The organism is Stomatobaculum longum (assembly GCA_000242235.1).
In the GTDB taxonomy this organism is placed as follows: domain Bacteria; phylum Bacillota; class Clostridia; order Lachnospirales; family Lachnospiraceae; genus Moryella; species Moryella longum.
This window is the reverse complement of sequence record JH590863.1, coordinates 270,447-292,732: the sequence shown is the minus strand read 5'-3', so window position 1 is coordinate 292,732 and position 22,286 is coordinate 270,447. Positions and strand designations below refer to the sequence as shown.

At 54.9% G+C, this 22,286-nt stretch carries 21 protein-coding genes; 3 read left to right on the top strand and 18 right to left on the bottom strand.

Going from position 1 to position 22,286, the window contains the following annotated elements:
• Positions 1 to 36: 36 nt before the first annotated feature.
• The 3 genes from HMPREF9623_RS07140 to HMPREF9623_RS07130 all read right to left on the bottom strand — a co-directional run bounded on the left by HMPREF9623_RS07140 (position 37) and on the right by HMPREF9623_RS07130 (position 2,474).
• Positions 37 to 756, bottom strand: coding sequence for a hypothetical protein (locus HMPREF9623_RS07140; RefSeq protein WP_009533224.1), 720 nt, complete (start codon positions 754 to 756; stop codon positions 37 to 39).
• Positions 746 to 1,081, bottom strand: a complete 336-nt coding sequence (locus HMPREF9623_RS07135; protein ID WP_009533223.1) for a hypothetical protein — start codon at positions 1,079 to 1,081, stop codon at positions 746 to 748. Before HMPREF9623_RS07135 ends, HMPREF9623_RS07140 begins: the two co-directional genes overlap by 11 nt.
• Before the next feature lie 262 nt (positions 1,082 to 1,343).
• On the bottom strand, positions 1,344 to 2,474 hold the full coding sequence (locus HMPREF9623_RS07130) for a 5-methyltetrahydropteroyltriglutamate--homocysteine S-methyltransferase (protein ID WP_009533222.1): 1,131 nt from the start codon (positions 2,472 to 2,474) through the stop codon (positions 1,344 to 1,346).
• 119 nt (positions 2,475 to 2,593) lie between these two features.
• Here HMPREF9623_RS07130 and HMPREF9623_RS07125 point away from each other — a divergent pair, with 119 nt between their 5' ends.
• Entirely contained in the window at positions 2,594 to 3,493 is a 900-nt protein-coding gene (locus HMPREF9623_RS07125) for a LysR family transcriptional regulator (protein WP_009533221.1), read from the top strand.
• Between the two features lie 4 nt (positions 3,494 to 3,497).
• Here the strand turns inward: HMPREF9623_RS07125 and HMPREF9623_RS07120 are convergent, their stop codons facing one another.
• The 5 genes from HMPREF9623_RS07120 to HMPREF9623_RS11655 all read right to left on the bottom strand — a co-directional run bounded on the left by HMPREF9623_RS07120 (position 3,498) and on the right by HMPREF9623_RS11655 (position 7,676).
• A complete protein-coding gene (locus tag HMPREF9623_RS07120; protein WP_009533220.1) occupies positions 3,498 to 6,182 on the bottom strand; it encodes a DNA-directed RNA polymerase subunit alpha C-terminal domain-containing protein in 2,685 nt (894 codons plus the stop codon).
• 192 nt (positions 6,183 to 6,374) lie between these two features.
• Positions 6,375 to 6,506, bottom strand: a complete 132-nt coding sequence (locus HMPREF9623_RS12015; RefSeq protein WP_306697232.1) for a hypothetical protein — start codon at positions 6,504 to 6,506, stop codon at positions 6,375 to 6,377.
• A 21-nt stretch (positions 6,507 to 6,527) separates the two neighbouring features.
• Positions 6,528 to 6,797, bottom strand: a complete 270-nt coding sequence (locus tag HMPREF9623_RS11725; RefSeq protein WP_009533219.1) for a GNAT family N-acetyltransferase — start codon at positions 6,795 to 6,797, stop codon at positions 6,528 to 6,530.
• Positions 6,798 to 6,960: 163 nt separating this feature from the next.
• Positions 6,961 to 7,155 (bottom strand): helix-turn-helix transcriptional regulator, encoded by a 195-nt coding sequence (locus HMPREF9623_RS07110; RefSeq protein WP_009533218.1) that lies wholly within the window; start codon positions 7,153 to 7,155, stop codon positions 6,961 to 6,963.
• Positions 7,152 to 7,676 carry a hypothetical protein gene (locus tag HMPREF9623_RS11655; RefSeq protein ID WP_009533217.1) on the bottom strand — a complete coding sequence of 175 codons (525 nt, stop codon included), beginning with the start codon at positions 7,674 to 7,676 and terminating at the stop codon, positions 7,152 to 7,154. Before HMPREF9623_RS11655 ends, HMPREF9623_RS07110 begins: the two co-directional genes overlap by 4 nt.
• Before the next feature lie 194 nt (positions 7,677 to 7,870).
• On the opposite strand from HMPREF9623_RS11655, the gene HMPREF9623_RS07100 reads away from it, so the two are divergent.
• Entirely contained in the window at positions 7,871 to 8,857 is a 987-nt protein-coding gene (locus tag HMPREF9623_RS07100; protein WP_009533216.1) for a hypothetical protein, read from the top strand.
• Between the two features lie 204 nt (positions 8,858 to 9,061).
• Positions 9,062 to 9,892: an endo alpha-1,4 polygalactosaminidase gene (locus HMPREF9623_RS07095; RefSeq protein ID WP_009533215.1), complete on the top strand. Its 831-nt coding sequence runs from the start codon at positions 9,062 to 9,064 to the stop codon at positions 9,890 to 9,892.
• Positions 9,893 to 9,935: 43 nt separating this feature from the next.
• Here the strand turns inward: HMPREF9623_RS07095 and HMPREF9623_RS07090 are convergent, their stop codons facing one another.
• The 10 genes from HMPREF9623_RS07090 to HMPREF9623_RS07045 all read right to left on the bottom strand — a co-directional run bounded on the left by HMPREF9623_RS07090 (position 9,936) and on the right by HMPREF9623_RS07045 (position 22,200).
• Positions 9,936 to 10,958, bottom strand: a complete 1,023-nt coding sequence (locus tag HMPREF9623_RS07090; protein WP_009533214.1) for a YeiH family protein — start codon at positions 10,956 to 10,958, stop codon at positions 9,936 to 9,938.
• A 31-nt stretch (positions 10,959 to 10,989) separates the two neighbouring features.
• Positions 10,990 to 11,841 carry a pyridoxamine kinase gene (locus HMPREF9623_RS07085; protein ID WP_009533213.1) on the bottom strand — a complete coding sequence of 284 codons (852 nt, stop codon included), beginning with the start codon at positions 11,839 to 11,841 and terminating at the stop codon, positions 10,990 to 10,992.
• Entirely contained in the window at positions 11,838 to 12,437 is a 600-nt protein-coding gene (locus tag HMPREF9623_RS07080) for a glycosyl-4,4'-diaponeurosporenoate acyltransferase CrtO family protein (RefSeq protein WP_009533212.1), read from the bottom strand. Before HMPREF9623_RS07080 ends, HMPREF9623_RS07085 begins: the two co-directional genes overlap by 4 nt.
• A 194-nt stretch (positions 12,438 to 12,631) precedes the next feature.
• Entirely contained in the window at positions 12,632 to 13,654 is a 1,023-nt protein-coding gene (locus HMPREF9623_RS07075; RefSeq protein WP_009533211.1) for an ABC transporter ATP-binding protein, read from the bottom strand.
• 17 nt (positions 13,655 to 13,671) lie between these two features.
• Complete coding sequence (locus HMPREF9623_RS07070) at positions 13,672 to 14,832, bottom strand: ABC transporter ATP-binding protein (RefSeq protein WP_009533210.1); 1,161 nt, start codon at positions 14,830 to 14,832, stop codon at positions 13,672 to 13,674.
• A gap of 21 nt (positions 14,833 to 14,853) precedes the next feature.
• Complete coding sequence (locus HMPREF9623_RS07065; RefSeq protein ID WP_009533209.1) at positions 14,854 to 16,407, bottom strand: ABC transporter permease; 1,554 nt, start codon at positions 16,405 to 16,407, stop codon at positions 14,854 to 14,856.
• 16 nt (positions 16,408 to 16,423) lie between these two features.
• Entirely contained in the window at positions 16,424 to 17,410 is a 987-nt protein-coding gene (locus tag HMPREF9623_RS07060) for an ABC transporter permease (protein WP_009533208.1), read from the bottom strand.
• Between the two features lie 138 nt (positions 17,411 to 17,548).
• Positions 17,549 to 19,858 carry an ABC transporter substrate-binding protein gene (locus HMPREF9623_RS07055; RefSeq protein WP_040799901.1) on the bottom strand — a complete coding sequence of 770 codons (2,310 nt, stop codon included), beginning with the start codon at positions 19,856 to 19,858 and terminating at the stop codon, positions 17,549 to 17,551.
• Between the two features lie 105 nt (positions 19,859 to 19,963).
• Positions 19,964 to 20,497 (bottom strand): hypothetical protein, encoded by a 534-nt coding sequence (locus tag HMPREF9623_RS07050; protein ID WP_009533206.1) that lies wholly within the window; start codon positions 20,495 to 20,497, stop codon positions 19,964 to 19,966.
• Positions 20,497 to 22,200 (bottom strand): M3 family oligoendopeptidase, encoded by a 1,704-nt coding sequence (locus HMPREF9623_RS07045; RefSeq protein WP_009533205.1) that lies wholly within the window; start codon positions 22,198 to 22,200, stop codon positions 20,497 to 20,499. Before HMPREF9623_RS07045 ends, HMPREF9623_RS07050 begins: the two co-directional genes overlap by 1 nt.
• Positions 22,201 to 22,286: the final 86 nt, after the last annotated feature.

Sequence of the window (22,286 nt, the reverse complement as noted above, 5' to 3'; positions counted from 1 at the left end):
TTCCCATCTCTCCTTCATCTCGGCATTTTTATAATCCTAGTCCAGTTTAACTCGCTCAATCGAATAGGTATTAATACCCACTCTATCATAGGCAATTTCATTTCCATCTTGATCAACATAACTGATATATAGCTGTAACCCCCAATTGCGCTCTACCATGCGTTTTCTCAGAATCTCTATGGCCTCTTCGCTTTTTGTAAAATCGCCCTTTACATCCAGTGCAATCGAAAAACTCTCTGCTGTATTGAGGTATTCCTCCAATCCGGTTTCCGGTCCGTAATCCTGCCAGTCCGGCATCAGTATGGCACCACCGGATATCGTATACTGCCCCTTCCCAAAGGCCTCATCAAAGAAAGGGACATAAGCTTCCCACATCTTTTTCTGATACCATAGACACATATAGTTATCCAGGTAGTGCGCGCCGTTTTCATCCCACCAGTAATCCCGCTCAATCGGATAATAACAATAGTCGGCTCCGTCCGGAAACTTCTCCGAATAGAATTTCACAGTGCTCACGCCATTCGGTCTTTCTTCATTTTCAAAATAAAAGCGAAAACGATCCCCGAATTTCCGATACTTCCGGTTCATGTACTGTTCCACGGCATGGGCATACCCGAGGCGTCGTCTTTCCTCCCGATAGATGCATTTTCCCAGCTGCACTGCCAGCCACAGCGCCAAAAGTGGCAGCAGGATGCGCTTTATCCGCTTCTTTTGCCTGCGCTCCTGTTCCTCCTGCCCGCGTTCTTCAGTCGTCATCGTCCTCATCCTCGTGGTAGCGTTCATCTTCCGCTTCGAGGTCCTCGATTTCCTGCCGCAACTGCTCCATCCAGTTCCGCATGGAGAGATTCAGGTCCGCGTGGCGCTCAAATTCCTCGTTCGTAATGCCACGAAGCCGTTGCCAGAGTTGCTCCCGCAGATAATCCGACACATAGAAAGCCTCTTTTTCCCTCGCCAGAATGGAATCACCGGCCTCCCGTTCTCCGCCCAGCAGATTACTTAAGGACACTGACTTGTGATAGCATGCCTCCAGCCGCATGCGCTCTGCCTTGCAACGGCGTATATCCTCACACCGACAGCTCATTCCGACCTCCTATCTGTTTTGACCGAAGTTCACCACTTAGTTGCAGTTACAATATACTTATTTTAACTTTTGTACATATTTGTGTCAATGTTTATTCCAATTCTCAAAGCTGATACGCCTTTATATTTATGGCTTTCCTACAAACCGCAACACACTTCCTTGGAGCTTTCGTAATTTTTCGTACAAAAAAGACAGCTGTCTTTTGACAGCTGTCTGCAATGCGGATTTCCGCACTTCTTTCGGTGCACTGCTTCCCGCTCGCTTATGCCTCTTCCTTCCCCCAGACCTCTTCCGCAATTTCCTTGATGAGGCGGAGTTTCGCAAACTGTTCTTCCTCGGTCAGCTTGTTGCCGATCTCGCAGGAGGCAAAACCGCACTGCGGGCTCAAGCAGAGGTCGCGAAGCGGCACATACTGTGCGGCCTCATAAATACGGCGCTTAATGAGCTCCTTGGATTCAAGCTCCGGACGCTTGCTTGTGATGAGCCCCAGCACCACCTTCTTGCCGCGCGGAATCTCTTTTAAGCTCACGAAGTTGCCGGAGCGCTTGTCATCAAACTCGAGATAAAAAGCGTGGACATTTTCCTGCGCAAAGACATAGGGCGCCACCTTGTCATAGGGGCCGCTGCTCGCATAGGTCGAGTGATAATTGCCGCGGCAGATGTGGGTGTTCACAACCAGATCTTCCGGCAAATCCTCGAGGGAGAGGTTATTGACCTTCAGGTAGCGCTCCGCCTCCTGCTCAAGTGTTGCGCCGTCGCCCTCGCGTATTTTCCAGTAGCCCTCCTCATCCACGATCATGCCCCAGGTGCAGTCATCGAGCTGGATGTTCCGGCAACCCGCCGCATAGAGATCGAGGTACACTCTGTGATAGGCCGCCGCGAGATCGCGGAGCAGTTCCTCCTCGTCCGGATAGAACTCGCGGGTAATCCGCGCATTGTCCTCGCGGAAGAGCTCGGCGAGGGTCTGCGCCGGAGCGGGCAGGGTCTGCTTCGCAATTGTGTTCTCGTCCTCAAACTGCTTCACGAAGAGATAGTCCTGTACGATCGGATGGTTCTCACCGCTGATTTTTCCCGTCATGCGGCAGGAGCCGTGCGTGGTCTCCTCCCCCTTAAAATAATAGCCGTGATCCAGCTCAATCTCCTCGATGCCGTTGAGTCCCCACATAAAATCGAGGTGCCAGTAACTCCGGCGGAACTCGCCGTCCGTAATCACGTGGTACCCGAGTGCCTTCTGCTTCTCGATTAAATCCGTGATGCAGGCATCTTCCGCCTTGCGAAGTTCTTCGCGGGAAATCTTTCCCGCATTCCAATCGGCTCTCGCCTGCTTTAAAGTCTCCGGGCGCAAAAAGCTCCCGACGTAGTCATATCGAAAGGGTGTTGTCCACTTGCTCATTGTTGAATCCTCCTTGCCTGTTTCTCATGTCCCTTATTGTAGCGACTTGTTCTTCTCTTGAAAAATATTTATAATATCTCGAAAAGCATAACTAATTCCTATGAAATGAGGTGTGTTCCATGACTCTGCGTCAGCTCCGCTATATCGATATGATTGCCAAGCGCGGCACTCTGACCGCCGCCGCCGAAGCCCTGTTTGTGACCCAGCCCTCGCTGACTGCCGCCCTCCGCGAACTCGAACAGGAGCTCGGCATCACCCTCTTTCTCCGCTCCCGGAAAGGGCTCTCGCTCACCCCTGCGGGAGAGGAATTCCTCGGCTACGCGCGCCAGATTCTGGATCAAGTGTCTCTCGTCGAGCAGCGCTACACCGGCGAAGCGCGCGGACGCCGCCACTTCTGCGTCTCCTCCCAGCACTACTCGTTTGCGGTCGAGGCCTTTGTGGCCCTCTTAAATGCCTACGGCGGCTCTCAGTACGAATTCCACATGCGGGAGACCGAGACCTACCGCATTCTGGAAGATGTCGCCAAGGTCCGCTCGGAAATCGGCGTTCTCTACCGGAATCAGTTCAACGCCGCGGTGTTGCAGCGAAACTTTCAGGAGATGAAACTCTCCTTCACGCCCATCTGCCGCGTGAAACCGCATGTCTTCCTCGGGACACAGCATCCGCTCACAAAAAAAGCGGAGATCTCGATGGAAGATCTCCGCGACTATCCCCGCCTTTCCTATGAGCAGGGACAGCACAATTCGTTTTACTTTTCCGAGGAAATTCAAAGCGCCGCCGAATCCGACAAGGACATCGTGGTCTGCGACCGCGCGACTCTCTTTAACCTCTTAATCGGCATGAACGGCTACACCATTTGTTCCGGCATCATCAACACCGAGTTAAACGGCAAGAACATTGTCGCGCGTCCGCTTGCGGTCGATGACTACATGGAACTCGGCTATGTTCTGCCGAAAGAACGCCCGACCAGTGATCTGACGCTCGCCTATATCGACCTTCTGCGGCAATTTGTGCGCTGACAGTTCAGGCTTCGTCACTACCGTACGGCTCCTCCGTGTCTGTCAGAACCTGATTCCAGTTCCCGCTGTTTCGCAGTTTCTCCGCCAGTTTATAGGCCGGAACGCGCGTCCCGAACAGACCGTTCAGCTCTTTTTCCAGCACCTGCAGGGACATGCGCCCGCGGACAGCGGCGAGCCATTCACACATCCGGCTTAAGCTAAGCGACGCGCTGTTTCGCGACAGGATGAGCCCGCCCGCCACCGAAAACGATGATATGCCCACCTGTTGGCGCATGATACAGGTCAGCATCCAGTCATTGCCCCGAAGCCGCCGTATCAGCGGGAATTTTTTGACTTTATTCCAGAGACTCCTGCCGTTAAAATACGGCAGTTCATAGTAGGCAGACATCAAGGTCTGGATGGCCCGGATGTCTTCGACTTTGAGTCCGTACACTTCCTCGACCTTGCGCCGTGACAGCAGAACGCGCGGTGCGGTCTCGATATAGTCCAGATTCTGCTTCTTTTTTTCGAGCACGGTCGCGAACATGGCGAGATCCAGAATCCGCCGGTCCAACAGCTCGAGATTAATCTTATCCGCCGTGAACACCAACTGCTCAAAAAAGTGAAGCGCCGTGCCGTAGGCGGCGTCATAGGCATAGGTGGTGTTCAGCGTATAGCCGATGGCGCGAAACGCCACAGCATTGATGGCTTCCTCCGAAGTATGCGAACAGACCCGCAAAAACAAGGTCTCAAGCTCGTCAATGAACCAGATCTGTTTTTTCGCGAGTGCCGCGCGCAACGGCTGGACATCCCGCGGATCGATACCCGGCACATCAATCACATACATTCCGTCGGTGTAATATTGGTTGACGGTATTGTAAATCAGAGGATTTCGCTGGGAGCTCTCCCGCCTGACGCCGTAGCGCTCCTCATAGGCCGCATAATAGGCCTGGAAGGACACCGGCGAAAGTTCCCGCAGCAACTTCAGCGCCTGCTCATCTTCGGAGGCCTCGCCGATCACCAGCATGGGCACCCGGCGGCACCAGATGCGAAACGCGAGCGAGGTCTGCGCGGCAACCGCGGACTTGATTACATAGAAGAGCTCGTGACTGTCCAGAATGCTGAGTTCCTCCATCAAGTCTGGGTAATCGCGAAAAATCAGATCGGCGGAAATCGCCATATTCTGATACCGCCTGAAATCAATCACCTCAAAGAGACGCGAGGCCCGAACGGGACACCAGCGAATCAGATTTTCGCGGTTGTATACGATATTGGGCGCATTTCTCAGATAGTTTTCGAGGGTGCGAATGTTGAACTGTAGCCGCTCCTTCTGATAGCCCCTGGCTTCGATATAGCGGTAATACTTCTCTTCCAGTTCTTCGATGCTGAGCGGCGTGTTGCGGTTTGCGATCAATACGCGCTTAACTACCTCGGCCTTGGAGATATTTTCCCGCGCATTTTTTGCATTCTCTTCTACCAGGAATTCCCGCAGTCTGCGCCGCCAGAGACCGGTGTAGGTCGATAGCGACTCCGTGTCCAATTCTGCTTTGCCGTGCGGATAACGAAGCGAGAGGAACTCATAGCCCTCCGCGCTCACTTCCGGAAACGCCTGTAAAAATCGGGACTTCGGCAGATAAAAATGCTGGTACGGCTCTGAAAAATAGTCTTCGAAAAGCAACGGAAACTTCTGCATCATGCGCGCCGTGATCTGCCGAATGCGCTCACGGCTCACCTGAAAGCGGTCCCCGATATCCTGCAATGTCTGCCCTTCCACCCGGAGGCGGAGAATCTGTGCCGCGCGCTCATCCTGTTTTCGAATTTTACGGTAAGCCTCCTCGAAGTTATCGCGATACAGGAGAATCATCCCTCTGTTTTTGATCAGAACGCCGCTCTCGATTGAAGTCTCAAGCAGCATAGTCGAGTCAAACGGCAGCTCTAAAATCCGCAGGCGCTCCGAGAGTATGGCCTCTGCAATCACGCCGTGGCGGGAGAGTCCCTCCCAAAAGGACCGGAGCGGTCTTTTCAGCTGCGGCAGTAAGAGCACCGTGCGCAGCAGCTCCTGCTTCTCAAACTGCTGCGCCTGCTGCAGCAGTTGCTCGGCCTCCAGATAGTGGTACAGCTGTTCCCAGCGAAGTGCCGTCACCGGATGCAGTTCCGTGCTGAGTTCCTGCAGGCGGCTTTTCAGTCCCTCTTCCACCGTCGCCTCGGATAAGTCCCCGGCCTCTTCGAAATGGTCGCGAAGCCAGCGCGCGACAGCCTCTTTGATTTCATCGACGGATTTTTTCCCAAGTCCCCGCAGGGTCGAAAAAACAGGCACTGCCAGTACGACCCGGTCGAGCGTGCGACAGCCCTCCCGACAGAGCACACGATAAGAGCGAACAGACAGATTGAGCTCTTCGATCGAATGCTTCGACAACTCTTCCCGCTGCTTTTCCGTCAGCGTTATGACCCTTTCTTCTTCCTCGCCCTGCAAGTCCTCTTCAAGGCGCACGCTGCGCCGCTTCGAAGTCACCGGCTGCTTCAGCAAAGTGTCCAAATCCCGCAGCGCGGCCTGAATCTCCCCCAGTGTCTTAACCCCGATGTTTCTTTGCGCCGCAATCTTCTCCATCGGCGTTACCTGCAATTTCTCGACAGAATGGATTCCCATCCGATGTAACACATTGCTCGCGCGAACCGATAAATGCAGCCGTTCGATAGAGATTTCCGCCATACCCTTCCCCCGTGATGATATCGCTTCTCCGTAAAAGTTCGCCCCGTCATTTCAATGTTATTTTATTTACTATAACACAGTTCTTCTCGCTTTTTAAGTCCCGAATACAACAAAAACAGCATACCCGCAAGCATGCTGTTTCTTAATTTTAAAAGGTAAGGAAACGCGCACGGAAGTCCGGCCGCATTGCCGTCAAGCCTCCGGCAAATCCCGATAATATGCGGTACAGGGATAGCCCCCGAGCGTGGTCTTAAGTCCGATGGCGCGGTAAAAAGCATTCGAGACCGCATCTTCCGCATCCGTGATTAAGAGAAACTGCCGCACACCGGCGAAATGTTCCGAAACCTATCGCATGAGCTCCCGCCCTATGCCTCTTCTCTGCAGGGCGGGTCTTACAATCAAGTCCTGCACATAGAGTATGTGCTCCCCGTCGCCGACGCAGCGCACAAAGCCGACCAAAGCGCCGTCTTCAAAAGCGCCGAGCAAAAAGAGAGAGCGCCCGAGTGCCCTCCGCAACTTCTCCTCATCTCCCAGATAGCTTGTCCAGCCGCAGGCCGCGTAGATTTCCTGCACTTCCGGCAGGCATTCCGCACCGAATTCCCGATAAGTCAGCATATGTACCTCCTCCGTCAATAGGCCTTCTGCCCGTATTCTCAGTCATCTAAAGGTGCCGCAAAGCATACGACGACTACTCACAGTATAACACGGAGAAGGGCGCTGCGATATCGCAGCGCCCTTGCAAAATGCCGGTGTAGAGTAGTCTCCTTATTTGTTCCGATTACGCCTCCCAGAACAGTTCGTCGAGGGTCTTATCCAGCGCGTGACAAATCGCAAGACAAAGCCGTATGGTCGGGTTATAATAGCCCTTCTCGATTGCGTTTACGGTCTGGCGACTCACGCCGACCAGATCCGCGAGTTCCTGCTGCGATAAATCCTTTGCCGCGCGCGCGGCTTTCAGGCGCAGATTCTTCATTGCTCCTCCTCTCGGCGGTTCATCACGTACTTGATGCACTGCAGTAAGAGCATACCCGCAAAGAAGATGCCAAGCAACAGCGGGAGCAGAGAAGTCGCCGAATACCGCCCGTTAATTCTGAATCCGCCCCTCATTATTTGATGGAGGCTCTGCGCGAGCGAAAGCAGGGCCATGGCAAGCCAGAGAATCAGCACGCGCTTTTCCTTTTTCTCCCCGCGGAGGCTCCAATAGGCATCGTGAAAGAGGCAGTAAGCAAAGAGCACCAACCCCGATAACAGCAAAATCGCAATCGGGATGACCCCCGGCGACACAAAGCGCTCCGTCTGCTCCTCAAAGCCCGCATAGAGCATGAGCAATGCAATGAGAGTCATATAGGCATACTGAAAGCCGCGGCCGCGCGCAATCAGCTGGCGCTCATCGTAGACCACGGTCCCCTCCTTATCCCGCTTGCGCTTCAGAAAATAGAGTAGCACACCTGCCGCAAGCATACCGCAAATCATCCCTGCATAATAAGAACTCATTTTCCTGTCCTCCTCTCAAAATATAAACGACACAATGTCATCTATATATTACATTTGCAGGATAACACCGCCTCTTATTTATGTCAAGTATATATTACTTTTTGTCGTCACAAGACTCAGTCTTGTTTTCTTTCGAAATCCCCCCTATACTGTCTCGGAAGGCTTTTAAAACAAACGATCGGAGAGGAGCTCATATGTCTGTCACCAGCGTCAATCAACAGCTCGCCACGGAGCTTGGACTCAGCTACGACCGCGAGAGCGGCATCGTCGCAGGCATCTACAACGGTTACCACATCGCTTTCATCATGCAGAACAATCTGCGCCAAATCATCGTCTCGGTTTCAAACGGCACAGGTCAAATGCCGGAGAAAGAGGTCTTAAAGCAGGCACACAAGGAGAACAAGAAAGTTCTCTCCAACCCGTCTGTTCAGGGCTACCGCGCGACCTATTCCATTCCGAGCGCAATCTCCGACAAAGGCAAGCTCGAGCGGAGCGCCGCCGCTGCTGCGGTGCTCACCGAATTCCTCAAGGCAAACTGCCTCCGCGACTGCAGTGAGCTGAGCGGCCGCCCGGATGAAAGCAGCTGCTACTATGTGAGCGGCGGTCTCCGCTTCCTGACCCGTGATGAGTACGACACGGAGCGCAATCGCGCCCAGTCCTCCTTTAATGAACAGAATAGTAAGCGCGGCAATCCGATTGCCGGTATTGTCGGCGCCTTAATCGGAAGTTTCGCAGGCCTCTTTGTAATGGTGCTGATCGGTCAGCTCGGCTTTGTCTCACCCTGGACGGGTCTGGTCATGGGTGTCTGCGTCGCAAAGGGCTATGAGCTGCTCTCCGGCAAGTTCGATACCGTCGGCCTTGTGTGCAGTATTCTCATCATGGTCGGTATGACCTACCTCGGCAATCAGCTCGACTGGGCCATCACGATTGCGCGCGCCTATGAGGCAAATGTCTTCGATGCGTTCCCGGTCGTCAACGAGGTGGTCAAGGCGAACGAACTGCTTCCGGTCTACTACCGCAATCTGGCCCTCTACTACTTCGCGATGCTCTGCGGTGCGCTTCCGACCATCTACGGCCTCATGAAGAACCGGCAGCTTCTCAATGTCTCCTACCCGATCGGACCGGAGGCACACGAATCTGTGGTCTATGTCTCCTCCGAGAATGGCACAGATTCCGAATAAGCAAAACCCGCAGCCGTAAACGGCACAAAAAGCAGCGCCCGCATTTGCGGATGCTGCTTTTTTATTTTTCCGATAATGCCCGGCCTTTTCTCCGCCGCTGCGCTTCCGCAGAGGCATCCGCAAACATCCCTTCCCGCCTCCCGATTCGTGGTATCATAAATCTCGCAACACAGTCTTTCCCCCCTTTTGAACGGAGGACACGCCATGCGAAAACCGCTTCGCTTTTTTCTGTTTCCGCTTCCGCTCCTTTTGCTCTGCCTGCTCTGCCTGCATCTTTTTCGCCCCGCACCCGCCGCAAATTCGAAGCCTTACGGCGTATTCATAGGACTCGAGACCGCGGATTTAAAACGCCTTCGCCCCTACCGAACAGTCGTGATTGAGCCGAGTAGCTTTTCCGCGGAGCAAATCAAAACGCTGCAGGCCGAGGGAAAAAGCGTCTACGGCTACTTAAACTTAGGCTCTCTTGAGAACTACCGCCCCTATTACGAACGCTTCGCAAGCCTCACCCTTGCACCCTATGAAAACTGGCTTTCGGAGTACTGGGTGGATGTCTCTTCCCCGGCCTGGCAAACATTTGTGGTCGATGAACTCGGCGGTACATATGCCGCTCTCGGGCTTGACGGCTTCTTCCTCGACAACTGCGATGTCTATGCGCTCTACCCGCACGAAGATACCTTTAACGGGCTCACGACCATGCTCCGCGGCCTAAGCCGCTACCAAAAGCCCTGCATCATAAACGGCGGCGATGTCTTTGTGAGCGCATGTATCGAAAACGGCTCCGCCCGTACGCTCTTTGACGGCGTGAACCAGGAGAGCGTCTTTACGAAAATCGACTTTGCGAAAAACCGCTATGCCGCACAGGATGCCGAGACCCGCGCCTATTACCTCGACTACCTGACGCGCGCCAAGGAGGCCGGACTCAAGGTTTATCTGATTGAATATCGTCCGACCGCAAAGCTTGCGGCGGAAATACAAGACTATTGCGAAAAGAACAGCTTTACCGCATACAACGCAAACGGAAAGGAGCTGCGTTAGGCAGCTCCTTAAAAAAAGAGCAGCGACTTCGCTGCTCTTTTTCTCAAAACATAAGCTTCTGCAGGAAAAGGCTCACAGCCGTAATCCCGCCCCAGCACATTGCGCCGAGCAGGAGCGGCTTGCCGCCGCTCTTTACGAGCTTCACGAGATTGCTGTTCAGGCCGATTGCCGCCATGGCCATGATGATGCAGAACTTGGACAGCTCCTTTAACGGGCGGAAGGCAGAAGCCGGAAGCCCTGCCTGTAACGCGACGGTCGTGATGAGAGCCGCGAGAATAAAGTAGAGAATAAACATCGGGAAGGCTCTGCGGAAGCTGAAACTCCCCGCCTCGTTTCCGGCCGCTCTCGCGCGGAGCAGGCTTAAGACCAGCGTAATCGGGATAATCGCAAGTGTTCTCGTCAGTTTCACGGTCACAGCCTTGTCGAGAGTCTGACTGCCGAGCTGCCACATGCTGTCCCAGGTCGAGGCCGCCGCCGTCACCGACGAAGTGTCGTTAATGGCGGTTCCGGCAAACAGGCCGAAACTCTCGCCGTTTGTCGTGTCGAAACCGAGGGCGCGGCCGAGCATCGGGAAGAAAATCGCCGCGAGCACATTGAAAAAGAAAATGACCGAGATTGCCTGCGCGACCTCATCATCGTCCGCGCCGATTACAGGCGCTGTCGCCGCAATCGCGGAACCGCCGCAAATCGAGGAGCCGACGCCGACCAGAATCGCGGTGTTGCCCGGAATGCGAAGCAGGCGGCAGAGTAGCCAGGCGAGCAACAGCGCGGTGCCGATGGTGCACACAATAATCGGGAGTGACTGGCTGCCCGTCTTTACCACCACGCCGAGGTTCATGCCGAAACCGAGCAGCACAACCGCAAACTGCAGCACCACCTTCGAGGTGAAGCGAATCCCGGCCGCAGCCTGTCCCTTATCACTCCAGACCATTCCGATTCCCATCCCCAGTAAAATCGCAATAACCGCGCCGCCGATTACCGGAAAGCGCTTTCCGATGATCCAAGACGGTACCGCCAGCGCGAGGCAAACCAGCAGACCTCTCCCATTCTTTTGCAACCAATTCATGCTCTTCTCTCTCCTTTTCCACCTGTCTCACTCAAATTTCGCCGAGGTAGCACTCGACCGGAATCCCGCGGTACTTGTCCGCGCGGTCCGCATTTGCCGCAATCATAGCCCGCACCAGCCGCATCGCGCGGGCAGTCGCCCGCTCAAGACTCTCTCCCCGCAGCAAATCGCCGAGCAGAATCGAGGAGAAAATGTCACCGGTGCCGGGAAAACGCACCTTGATTTCCTCATACGGAAGGCAAAAAATCTGCCCGCTCTCGCAGTCATAGCCGAGGCAGCACTTTTTTCCCTCCGCCTCCCGCACCGGAACCGAGGTGATAACCACCGAACTTTTTCCCGTTGCGCACAGTTTCCGGAGCAAAGTCTCTCCATCCGCGCGGGAGATGCCGGTCTCGTCGTAGGCGCTTCCCGTGAGGAGGCAGGCCTCCGTGTAGTTCGGCTTTACGATATCCGCGACCGAGAGCAGCTTCTTCCGGTTCTCGACCGCAGCTTCCCCGATGCCGTGATAGAGACTTCCGTCGTCTCCGAGGACCGGATCCACAAAAATCAAGGTACCCTTTTTCCGCTCCGCCGCGCAAAATACCGCGAGTAGTTCCGCCTCCTCGTCGGACGCGAGAAAGCCGGTCGCCACCGCATCAAAGGAGAAGCCGAGTTCCTGCCAGATGCGAAGTGTTTCCCGGATATAGTCCTTCGTATCCAGAATCTCGAATTTTCCGTAATCGAGCGTGTTGGAAACTAACGCTGTGGGGAGCGTAAAGAGCTCAAACCCCATGTGCGAGAGGATGGGCAGCATCGCGGAGAGCGCCACCTTGCCGTAACCCGCGAGGTCATTGACCAGCAAAAGCTTATTTCTGTCCGTCCCGTTCTTTTCTGTCACCGTCATCTTGTTCCTCCTGTTTTGTTGCCCTGCGCAGTGCCGCTGCCTGTCTTCCCGGCCGCGCGCCGCTGCCGTTCCACAAGCGGCATGAGGCGGCTCCGGTTGTAGCGCTGCATCACGACAAAAATCATGTCAAAGCAGCCTGCCGCGAGCGAGCTCAGGAAAAAGGCCGGAAACATCCCGAACGGAATCGCGCCGAGCAGCGCTCCCGCGCTGATAAGCACATTGACCTCGTGGATGATTTCCGACTGGCAGGTCACCTGTGCGAGTTCAAGCGGCGTGTGCTTCCGGAGATCGTAATACTCCGGAAACGATGTGGGCATCTTATCCTTCCAGTTCTTCACGCCGATACGCCGATAAATGGCTGTCTCCCAAGGGCGAATGCGGTACCAGCTGCGCGTGATGTCCGCGCGGTTTTGCTTCACCTTGTCGATGTAAATGCCGACAACGAGCCGTACAAAGAAGTGATAAAACGACGTGCCGACCGCAACGGCCAGGGTCTTAAATATACCGTAGTTGCTCAGATGATACAGTGTCACTGCGATTGCCAGAGCGATAAAACTGACAAGCGATGCGGTCTTCATGATTTTTAGGGGTGTCATCTCTTCGTCCTTTCTGTCGCAATACCGGTACGGTTCATTTCACTGCAAACAAAGCATAGTCTTTCCCTCTGTGTTTTGCAATCCCGCGTGCGACAGAACCTCCCACAGCGTTCTTTCATATCCGTCACAATGCGGAAAACGCCCGTGCAATGACACGGGCGTTTTCTGTATGTTCCGACAAGCTCGCCGGATTCTTATTTCACATCGTCGTAAAGGTGGCAGCAGACATAGTGTCCGTCTCCCATATCCTTCCGCTCCGGCACCTGGGTCTTGCACTTCTCCATGCACTGTGCGCAGCGCGTGTGGAACTTGCAGCCCGACGGCGGATTGGCCGGCGAGGGAATGCTTCCCTCCAGGATGATGCGCTTCATCTTTGCCTCCGGATCCGGAATCGGAATTGCGGAGAACAGGGCCTTCGTGTAGGGGTGCAGCGGATTTGCGAACAGCTCTTCCGTTGTGCCGAACTCCACGATATTTCCGAGGTACATGACACCGACCGTGTCCGAGATGTGCTCGACCACCGAGAGGTCATGCGAGATAAAGAGATAGCTCAGGTTGTACTTCTCCTGTAAGTCTTCCAGGAGGTTGATGATCTGCGCCTGCACCGAGACATCGAGTGCCGAGACCGGCTCGTCGCAAACCACAAATTCCGGATTCAACGCAAGCGCTCTCGCGATGCAGATTCTCTGACGCTGGCCGCCGGAGAACTCGTGCGGGTAGCGGTCCTTGTGGAAGGGCTGCAGACCGCAGTTGTCCATGATTTGATCGATATAGTCCTCGTACTCGTTCTTCGGCACCAGATGGTGCTCGCGCACTGCCTCACCGATGATTTCACCGACCGGCAGTCGGGGCGAGAGCGAGGAGAACGGATCCTGGAAGATAATCTGCATCTTCACGCGGAGCTCATTCAGCTCGTTCTTCGGAATGTCGTAGACTTCTTTGCCGTTGAACAGCACCTGTCCGGCGGTCTTGCCGCCGTTTAAGCGAAGTATGGTTCTGCCGGCTGTTGTCTTGCCGCAACCGGACTCTCCCACCAGTCCCATGGTGGTGCCTCGTTTGATATGAAAGGAAATGCCGTCCAGTGCCTTGACCTGACCGACCACGCTGTTGAAAAAGCCGCCCTTAATCGGGAAGTATTTCTTCAGGCCGTTGACTTCCAGGATATTTTCTTCGTTGTGCACGAGGGGCGTCAATGCCTTCTCTTCGATATTTTCCATCGTTTCCTCGTTTCCTCTCAGGCTTTGCTCTGCCCGGAACCCATGTGTGCCTCATCATAGCGGTAGCAGCTGACCCGGTGTGTCTCGGAGAGCCAGATCTCGCCCGGATAAGCGCCGTCGCAACACCCCTCGCGCTTGTCGCAGCGGTCGCGGAAGTAGCAGTAATTCGGCATGTTAATCGGGTTCGGCACCTTGCCGGGGATTGAGTAGAGCTTGTCCTGGTGCTTACCGACGACCGGCTTCGACGCCATGAGGCCGATGGTATAGGGGTGCGCCGGGCTCGAAAAGATTTCCTTTGCGGTTCCCGCTTCCACCACACGGCCGGAGTACATGACCACGACATAGTCCGCCATCTCCGCGATGACACCGAGGTCGTGGGTAATCAGCATGATGGACGAATTGATTTTGTCCTTCAGACCGCGGAGCAGGTCCAGAATCTGCGCCTGAATCGTCACGTCCAGTGCGGTGGTCGGCTCGTCGGCGATGATGAGCTTCGGCGAGCAGGCGAGTGCCATTGCGATCATGACACGCTGCCGCATACCGCCGGAGAGCTCGTGCGGATACATGTTGTAAATGCCCTCGCTGTTTGCGATACCGACCATCTTGAGAAGCTCGATCGTGCGTCCCTTGACCGCTTCCTTGGTCGGATACTCGCTCTTCTTGTGGAGCATGGTCACCTCGTCCATCTGGTCGCCGATGCGGAAGACCGGATTTAAGGAGGTCATGGGCTCCTGGAAAATCATCGACATAAAGTTGCCACGGAGGTGCTGCATGACATTCTCCGGGGTCTTCGTAATCTCATAGACCTTGTCCCCGGTGTTCAGGCGGATGGAGCCCTCCACCACCTGACCCTGCGGGCGCTGTAAGAGCTGCATGAGCGAAAGGCTGGTCACGGACTTGCCGCAACCCGACTCGCCCACGACGCCGACCGTCTTGCCGAGCGGCACTTCGAAACTCACCGAGTCAACGCTCTTGACGGTTCCCGCGTCCGTGAAGAAGAAGGTGTGGAGGTTTTCAAACTCCACGGCATTTGCCGGATTCTTCATCTCGGTCATGTACTCGCTCTCGGGCACATTCCGCCGGGTTCTTGTCTTCTCGAGCTTTGCTGTAATCTTTCTGTTTTCCTTTGATATCCGCCGCGACTCCCGCGCGGACAGATAGCCGTCATCTCTTGCCATCTTATTTCCTTTCGTTCGCGATCAGCGCTTCATCTTCGGGTCAAAGGCATCTCTGAGTCCGTCGCCCACCAGGTTAAAGGCAAGCACCGTAAGGAGCAGGCAGATACCGGCGGGAATCCAGATGAACAGATAGTTGCTGAGCACATAGGTATTGTTGACATCGTTGATGATATTTCCCCAGGATGCGAACGGGAACTTGACGCCGAGGCCCAGGAAGGACAGAGTTGCCTCGGTCAGAATCACGCCGCCAAGGCTCATGGTGCAGGTGACAATGAGCTGCGGGATGACATTCGGCAGCAGATGCCGGAAAATGCGGTTGATCGGCTTGATACCGGTTGCCTCCGCCGCCGTCATGAACTCCTGCTCGCGGAGCGTGAGGATCTGACCGCGGACCAGTCTGGTGATGGAGGGCCAGCCGAAGAAGCCGAGAATCATCATCAGATAAATCATACGAATCTGCGGATCCACATGCAGCGCGTCCATCGCCGCACCGATGATGATGTAAATCGGGATGCTCGGGATGCAGTAGAAAATATCGACGATGCGCATGATCAGCATATCGACCCAGCCGCCGAAGTAGCCGGAGATACCGCCCATAATCATGCCGATGACGGTCTCAATGATTACGACGATGAAGCCGATGTAGAGCGACACACGGCCGCCGTACATGAGACGGGTCAGCATGTCCATGCCGTTCTTGTCGGTGCCGAGCGGATGTGCCTTAGAGGGCGAAGAATAGGTGTCGTAGACACGCTGCTCTTTGACCTGCATGATATTGTAGGCCTTCGAGGGTGCATCGTACTCGAGCGTGTAGCTCGCCTCGGTGCCGTCGGCATCCTTAAAGGTAAACTCTTTCTTGCCCGCCTCAATCTCGGCAATCAGCTCTTCCTTGAACTGCTTCGAGAAGGTGACATCGCTCATAATCGCATTGATCACATAGCGGCTCGCATACGCATAGGGCTGGCCGTCCTTCGAGACCGTTCCGTCCTCATCCACCGTATAGGTGTCGCTGCCGAGCGTAAAGGAAGTCTCCTGGTTCGTGACCGCCTTCAGAATCGCGAGCTGCGTGTCAAACGGAAGCGCCTCGTTGCCGGACGCCGAAGCCACGGTCGCGAGCGAAGCAAAGGCAATCGGCTCGCTTGCGCCTTTTTTGTAAATCACATAGAAGTCCTTGCCGGCTTCCTCATAGCTGTACTGCACATTGCCCGCGGCAAAATCCGGGGTTCCCTTGCCCTTTGCGAGCACGAACTGTGCCTGCGCAAGTGCCGGGAATGCGTTCTTCTCGACCTGCTGGTAGCGAAGCTCCGTATTTACCTTGACGCCCGCATACTTCTGCGTCTGCTTGTCCGTGCGGTAAAAGAGCTCCGACTCGCCGTAGGGCGAAATCGCACCGCCGACAAAGGAAAATAAAAACATCGCGATCAGAATGAACATGCCGAGCACGGCAATCCGGTTCCGGAAGAAGCGCTTGGTGACCATCGCACCGGGCGACAAAGTCTTAACGCGGCGATCATCATTCAGGGAGTAAGTCGTTTTCTGCTGATTCTGCTCTGCCTTCTTCTCTGTTTCAGACATACAAATTCCTCCCTTCTTATTCAATGCGCACGCGCGGGTCAACCACGGCATACAGAATATCGGTCAACAGGTTGCCGATCAGTGTCAGAATTCCGATAAAGACCAGGTAAAACATCGAGAACGGAATGTCGCCCGATACCATGGCCTGGTAAGAGGTATAGCCGATACCCGGAATCGAGAACAGCTGCTCGGTAATCATGGCACCCGAGAACAGACCCGGCAGTGAAGTGCCCCAGAGGGTCACGAGCGTAATCAGGGTGTTCCGGAACGCGTGGTGATAAATGACGCGGCGCTCGGAGAGACCTTTCGCTCTTGCGGTGCGGATGTAATCGGAGTTCAGAACTTCGAGCATGTTGGTGCGGATAAAACGCATGTAAGCACCGACACTCGCAATGGTAAGCGTCATAATCGGCAACACGAGGTGCATCGCAATATCCCATCTCTGCCCCATCGGCGAGAGGAAATCGTGATTTCTGCCGATCAGACCGTTCAGGTCAAACCACTTCAGGTTGACCGAGAAAATCAGCTTCAGCAGCGATGCAATGAAAAAGGTCGGGAGGGAGATGCCGGCCAGTGCGATGACCGAAATCACATTGTCGGTGGTCGAATACTGCTTCGTCGCCGCGATGATGCCGAGCGGAATCGAAATCAGAATCTCCAGAACCATGACAATCAGGCTCATCCAGAACGAAATGCCGACAACCTGCGCAAACTTCTGGGTGACCGGAACCGTGTACTTCCAGCTGTCACCGAAATCGAGGCGGACTGCCTTCGAAAGCCAGGAAGCAAAGCCCGGGATAATGCCCTTGTCCATACCGTAGGTAGCCGAGAGCTGCTGCATCCACTCGTCAAAAGTCTTGGATCCGGGCTGCTGTGATTTCTGTCTCGCAATCTGCTCGAGATACGAAGTCGGAAGACACCGCATCAGCGCGTAAATCAGAAAAGAGACAATAAACAAAATCACGACAGACCATAAGAGTCGTTTGATAATGTATTTTTTCATAAAAAACCCGCTCTTCCATACAGGTCAGGCGACCGCTCTTCGCGGTTCCTGCTTCTATATCGGGAAAACCGCATCCCTCGCGTTACCGGGGGATGCGGTTACTGCCCGAAAACAACATTTATGGATTTCCGTAGCTACTTACTTGCTCAGCTCCAGGTTCTCGATCTCCGCATACCACTTGTAGAAGGAGGTGATATCCGGTGTGATCGTGTCGGTCTTGATGCGCTCTGCCGAGAAGGTCGTAACTTCCTGTCTCTGGTAGACCGGAACCTCGCAAGCCCAGTCGACAATCTTGTTAAGGCAAGCCTTGTAGAGTGTCTTTCTGTACTCCTGATCGGTCGACTCTCTCGCCTGCAGGATCATGCTGTCGAGGTCTGCATCCTCAATCTGGTAGTGATAGGTGGAACCGCCGTGCTGCTTGCCGCCGTTTGCAACATCGGAGTAGTAAACCTGATACATATCCGGGTCCGGCGTTGACTGCCATGCCGCGCACCAGATTTCAGCCTGTCCGGCCTGAATCTTGTTCCACATATCGGAGACATTGGAGAGATCGTTGATAGTGAGCTTCATGCCGATGTCTGCGAGTGCCTTCTGCGCTTCGGTCATAATCATGAAGGACGGGTGATCGCCCGTGCCGCTGCCCGGCACCATGACCGTGTACTCCATCTTCGCGCCTTCCGGTGCGGAGACAATCTTGCCGTTCTCAACCTTGTAGCCTGCCGCCTCAAAGAAGCCGAGCGCCGCCTTCTTTGCCGCTGCGTACTTATCCTCATCCGACATGCCGGAAGTGTAAATCGGGTTGCCGTTTACATCCTTCGAGAATGCGATCTGGTAGCCGTCGTCGGTCGGCTGCGGTGCCGCCCAGGAGGTGTTGGAAATCGGGTAGTTGATGACGCTCGCTCTGTCACCGTAGTAGGTGCTGACCGCGAGGTCACGGTATGCTGCGAAAATGGTCGCGAAGCCGCGGCGCAGGTTCTTCGAAGCATCGCTGCCCGGCTCCTTGTTGACCGAGATGTTGTGCGAGTTCATGCCGATGTAGCCGTAGCCCAGTGCATCGACCGCAACCGTGTAAATCTTGTCGCCCGAAACTTCGCCGTTGCTGTTTGCCTTCTTGATGGCATCCGCAATCTCGTTCGTGTAGGACGGATTTGCGACATCTGCCGTGCCGGCAAGAATCGAGTTGATATAGTCGGACTGGTTGATGTAGCTCATGCGAAGATTCTTGGTCTTCGGCTCGCCCTGGTCGTAGTACGGATTTGCCTTCAGCGAGACAACGCCGTTCTCGTACTTGTCAAAGACATACGGGCCTGCGCCGAGCGGCTTCGAGGTCTTCGAACGAATCAGGCTGAGGTCGCCCTTCGGGAAGCCGAACTTGTTGTTTGCGTAGTCGTACTGCGCCTTGTCGCCGTAGTAGTGAAGCGGCGAAACAACAATGCCGATCTGGTAGATGGTCTGTGCGTCGACCTTGGTCGTGACAATGCGGAACGTATTGTCACCGGTCTTCTGGATACCGCTGATGTTCGGTGCGGAAGTGCCGGTCTCAACACCGATTGCGAAATCCTGGTAGTTATCCATGAGCTCGGAGAACGGCGTTCCCGCGCTCTCCTTGTCGGACATATCCTTCACGCTGCCGTCATACTTGGCGAGCATTGCGTTGAAGAAATCCATTGCGGTCGCATCCGCCTTGAGATCCGGATAGCCGTAATTTGCCGCGACAGCCGCAATCGAGTCGCCCTCCTTGTTGGAGCCGCTCGCAATGCAGGAATCCACGATTTCTTTCACAAATGCCTCTGCAGCCTTGTGATAGGACTCCCAGAACTTCTTCTGCTGATCCTCGGTCCACTTGGAGAAGTCCGTGTTGTTCTCGCCCGCCTTGACCATCAGGTTAAAGAGGGTGTCGACACCGGTTCTGTACTCTTCCATACCCTGAATCGGCAGGGTAAAGAAGGTCGTGGAGCCGTCATAGGTCGGATCCGAATAGACGTACATCGAGAAAATCACATCGTCGACCGTCAGCGGTTCACCGTCCGAGAACTTGACGCCGTCCTTCAGCTTAAAGTCGTAGTAGACGGTGCCGTCGCTGTTCTCCGTAATCGTACAATCCGAAATGCTGTGGTAGGTATACTGCTTGCCGTTGTACTCTCTGGTCTCGCCCTCAATGCCCTTCAGGACGACGGAGCCGTTTCGATCTGTGGTAAGAAGGCCGGCCGTGCACTGCGTGACCATATCCGAATCCGGCACAGTCTCGTAAAAGAACGGCGAGAACTTACCGTTGAACTCACCGCTTGCGTATACCAGGCTGTCGCCGGTATTACCCGCCTGCGAATCCCCCGATTTCTGTGTTCCGTCCGAGGCTCCCGTGTCCTTCTTCGAAGAACAACTCGCCAGAAGCGAAACTGCCATGGTCGCTGCTAAAAGGGAAGCAACGACACGTCTTGTCTTTCTCATACCCTTCTCCTCCTTCGGATTGTTGGTTGCCGCACATACCGTATGCGCGACGACTTGCAAACAGAACGCCCCTCCCTTGCAGGGCCATTCCGGTGATGCCGATTTTTATAACTCCGTCAGACGCCAGTTGCGAATCACCCGGTCCGTCTGCCGGAAAAATAACACAAAGGTCAGCAAAAACAGGAACTGCATCAGGAGCACCAGTCCCTCGCTCAGTGTCCGCGCGCTATGGTTCAGCAACATACTGAGGAGCTGTGCGAAAAAGAACAGTGCGCCGAACAGTCCGGCGAGCGCCGCCCGCATTTGTAACCCGGTAAACAGCTGTCTATAGAGCCGTCCGTTCACGCTGCCCGTGGCATTCTGTACAAAGCCGACCAGGGTAATCCCCGTGAGCAGCATACAGACCAGTTCCAGCGCGTAAGGCAAAAGGAGCAACACCGTATGTGCGACCGCCACCTTGGGAAGAAACCCCGGCAGCAGCGCGAACGGCCAGAGCAAAAGATAACGGATTGCAATCAACCGGTTCTCCTGCTTTGCGCTCTCCTTCTCCCGCATATCCAGATAACGCTCCGCCCTCTCCTGCATAGCCTCTTTCGAGAGAGCACCGCCCCGGTCATAGGGCGTACGGAACATTCCCATCAGGCAAGATCCGACAAATCGTAATTGTCCAGATAAGCCGCCGCTGTCTCACAGACCTGCTTTAAGCAGTCCCCCTCAAACGGGCTGTCGAGTCCCGCGTTCTTCAGCAGTTCCGTGAAGACGACGCTACCGCCCTGACTCGTATAAGCCATGTAGTGCTTCCACGCGTCGTTCTGATCCTTCTGAATCCGGTTCCAGAACTGGAGTGCGACCGTCTGTGCGAGGCAGTAATCGATGTAGTAGAACGGCAGCGAGTAAATGTGATGCTGTCTCTGCCAGTTCTGTCCCTCTGCGTAGAACGGAATATCGCCGTCGAGCTTCATCCACGGCTGGTAAATGCCAATCAGCTCTTTCCACTTGGCATGCCGCTCGGCCGGAGTCAAATCCGGGTTCTCGTAGACGATGTGCTGGAAGTGATCGACCATCGTGCCGTAGGGAATGAAGGTCAGACCGCCGGTCAGATGGGAGTAGAGATACTTCTTGGCATCCTTGCCGAAAAACTCCTCGGCAAAAGCCTCCGCAAAGTATTCCATCGACATCGAGTGCACTTCGCAGGCCTCAAGGCTTGGCGCTACGGTCCCCATCGGCACGCGATCACGGTTTAAGTAGGCCTCAAACGCGTGCCCGGCCTCATGGGTCACAACTTCCACATCATGCTGGGTGCCATTGAAGTTTGCAAAGATAAATGGGGTTTTATAGTCCGGAAGCTCCGAGCAGTAGCCGCCACCCTGCTTTCCCTTGGTCGAGAGCAGATCCATGAGCTCATCGTCAATCATGTGATTGAAGAACTCGGCGGTCTCCGGAGAACGCCACTCGTAAAAATGCTTTGCCGCCGTGACAATGTCGTCCGGCGTGCCCTGCGGCTTCGGATTGCCCGAGCGAAACTCCATCGCGTTGTCGGCGTAGCTCATCGGATATGTCTTGCCGAGGCGCTTTGCCTGTCTCTCGTAGACCTTGACCGCCACCGGCACCACATACTTTTGCACGGCCTCGCGGAACTTTTCGACATCGGCCTTGTCGTAGCAGTTTCTCTGCATGCGGCAGTAGCCGACCGGCAGGAAATTGTCGTGGCCGAGCTTTTTACCGATGGTATCCCGAAGGTGCACCAGCTTGTCATAGAGTCTGTCGAGCTCTTCCTGGTTATCCTTGTACCACTGTCCCTCCGCCTTCCAGGCCGCGAGGCGTCTCGCATCGTCCGGGTCATTCTTAAACGGCGTCATCTGCGAAATGGTATAGACACCGCCCTCAAACGGAATCTGTGCGCTCGCGAGCAGCTTCTCGTAAGCGGTGACAAGCTCATTCTCCTGCTGAAGTTCCGGGATAATCGCCGGAGAGAAGGTCTTCAGCGCGAGCTCCGCATTGGTGAAGAGGATGCTGCCGTACTTCTCCTCAAACTCCTTGCGGAAGGGAGAAGCGAGCAGAGCCTTGGTCCACTCCTGGCTGTACTCCTGGATCTGCGGCGAGGCATTGTTCCAGTAGTTCTCTTCCTCGTCGTAAAACTTGTCCGTTGTGTCAATCGAATGGCGAATCGAAGCAAGGGCGGACATCGTCGATACATGTCTGTCCAGCTTGTCGATTGCGAGGAAAGCTGCCTCCGCCTCTGCGAAAGTCTTTGCCTCCTGCAGCGCTTTGATCAGCTTCTTCTCTTCTTCGGCGATGCTCTCAACCGAAATCCGCTCGTACTGCATTTCCTTGAACTTCATGCTTATCCTCCGTGGTCTTGATACACATAAATCAAGCGTTACTAGAATAATACCTCATTTTCCCCATAGCGGCAATGCCTTCCTAT

What these genes read in the sequence shown, in the direction of transcription:
- HMPREF9623_RS07125 (WP_009533221.1), top strand. Translation starts at nt 2,594, where the DNA reads ATGACTCTGCGTCAGCTCCGCTATATCGATATGATTGCCAAGCGCGGC.
- HMPREF9623_RS07090 (WP_009533214.1), bottom strand. Translation starts at nt 10,958, where the DNA reads ATGAATTGGTTGCAAAAGAATGGGAGAGGTCTGCTGGTTTGCCTCGCG.
- HMPREF9623_RS07110 (WP_009533218.1), bottom strand. Translation starts at nt 7,155, where the DNA reads ATGAAGAATCTGCGCCTGAAAGCCGCGCGCGCGGCAAAGGATTTATCG.
- HMPREF9623_RS07055 (WP_040799901.1), bottom strand. Translation starts at nt 19,858, where the DNA reads ATGAGAAAGACAAGACGTGTCGTTGCTTCCCTTTTAGCAGCGACCATG.
- HMPREF9623_RS07050 (WP_009533206.1), bottom strand. Translation starts at nt 20,497, where the DNA reads ATGGGAATGTTCCGTACGCCCTATGACCGGGGCGGTGCTCTCTCGAAA.
- HMPREF9623_RS07045 (WP_009533205.1), bottom strand. Translation starts at nt 22,200, where the DNA reads ATGAAGTTCAAGGAAATGCAGTACGAGCGGATTTCGGTTGAGAGCATC.
- HMPREF9623_RS07120 (WP_009533220.1), bottom strand. Translation starts at nt 6,182, where the DNA reads ATGGCGGAAATCTCTATCGAACGGCTGCATTTATCGGTTCGCGCGAGC.
- HMPREF9623_RS07100 (WP_009533216.1), top strand. Translation starts at nt 7,871, where the DNA reads ATGTCTGTCACCAGCGTCAATCAACAGCTCGCCACGGAGCTTGGACTC.
- HMPREF9623_RS07080 (WP_009533212.1), bottom strand. Translation starts at nt 12,437, where the DNA reads ATGACACCCCTAAAAATCATGAAGACCGCATCGCTTGTCAGTTTTATC.
- HMPREF9623_RS07095 (WP_009533215.1), top strand. Translation starts at nt 9,062, where the DNA reads ATGCGAAAACCGCTTCGCTTTTTTCTGTTTCCGCTTCCGCTCCTTTTG.
- HMPREF9623_RS07135 (WP_009533223.1), bottom strand. Translation starts at nt 1,081, where the DNA reads ATGAGCTGTCGGTGTGAGGATATACGCCGTTGCAAGGCAGAGCGCATG.
- HMPREF9623_RS07060 (WP_009533208.1), bottom strand. Translation starts at nt 17,410, where the DNA reads ATGAAAAAATACATTATCAAACGACTCTTATGGTCTGTCGTGATTTTG.
- HMPREF9623_RS07085 (WP_009533213.1), bottom strand. Translation starts at nt 11,841, where the DNA reads ATGACGGTGACAGAAAAGAACGGGACGGACAGAAATAAGCTTTTGCTG.
- HMPREF9623_RS07140 (WP_009533224.1), bottom strand. Translation starts at nt 756, where the DNA reads ATGACGACTGAAGAACGCGGGCAGGAGGAACAGGAGCGCAGGCAAAAG.
- HMPREF9623_RS11725 (WP_009533219.1), bottom strand. Translation starts at nt 6,797, where the DNA reads ATGCTGACTTATCGGGAATTCGGTGCGGAATGCCTGCCGGAAGTGCAG.
- HMPREF9623_RS07075 (WP_009533211.1), bottom strand. Translation starts at nt 13,654, where the DNA reads ATGGAAAATATCGAAGAGAAGGCATTGACGCCCCTCGTGCACAACGAA.
- HMPREF9623_RS07065 (WP_009533209.1), bottom strand. Translation starts at nt 16,407, where the DNA reads ATGTCTGAAACAGAGAAGAAGGCAGAGCAGAATCAGCAGAAAACGACT.
- HMPREF9623_RS07070 (WP_009533210.1), bottom strand. Translation starts at nt 14,832, where the DNA reads ATGGCAAGAGATGACGGCTATCTGTCCGCGCGGGAGTCGCGGCGGATA.
- HMPREF9623_RS07130 (WP_009533222.1), bottom strand. Translation starts at nt 2,474, where the DNA reads ATGAGCAAGTGGACAACACCCTTTCGATATGACTACGTCGGGAGCTTT.
- HMPREF9623_RS11655 (WP_009533217.1), bottom strand. Translation starts at nt 7,676, where the DNA reads ATGAGTTCTTATTATGCAGGGATGATTTGCGGTATGCTTGCGGCAGGT.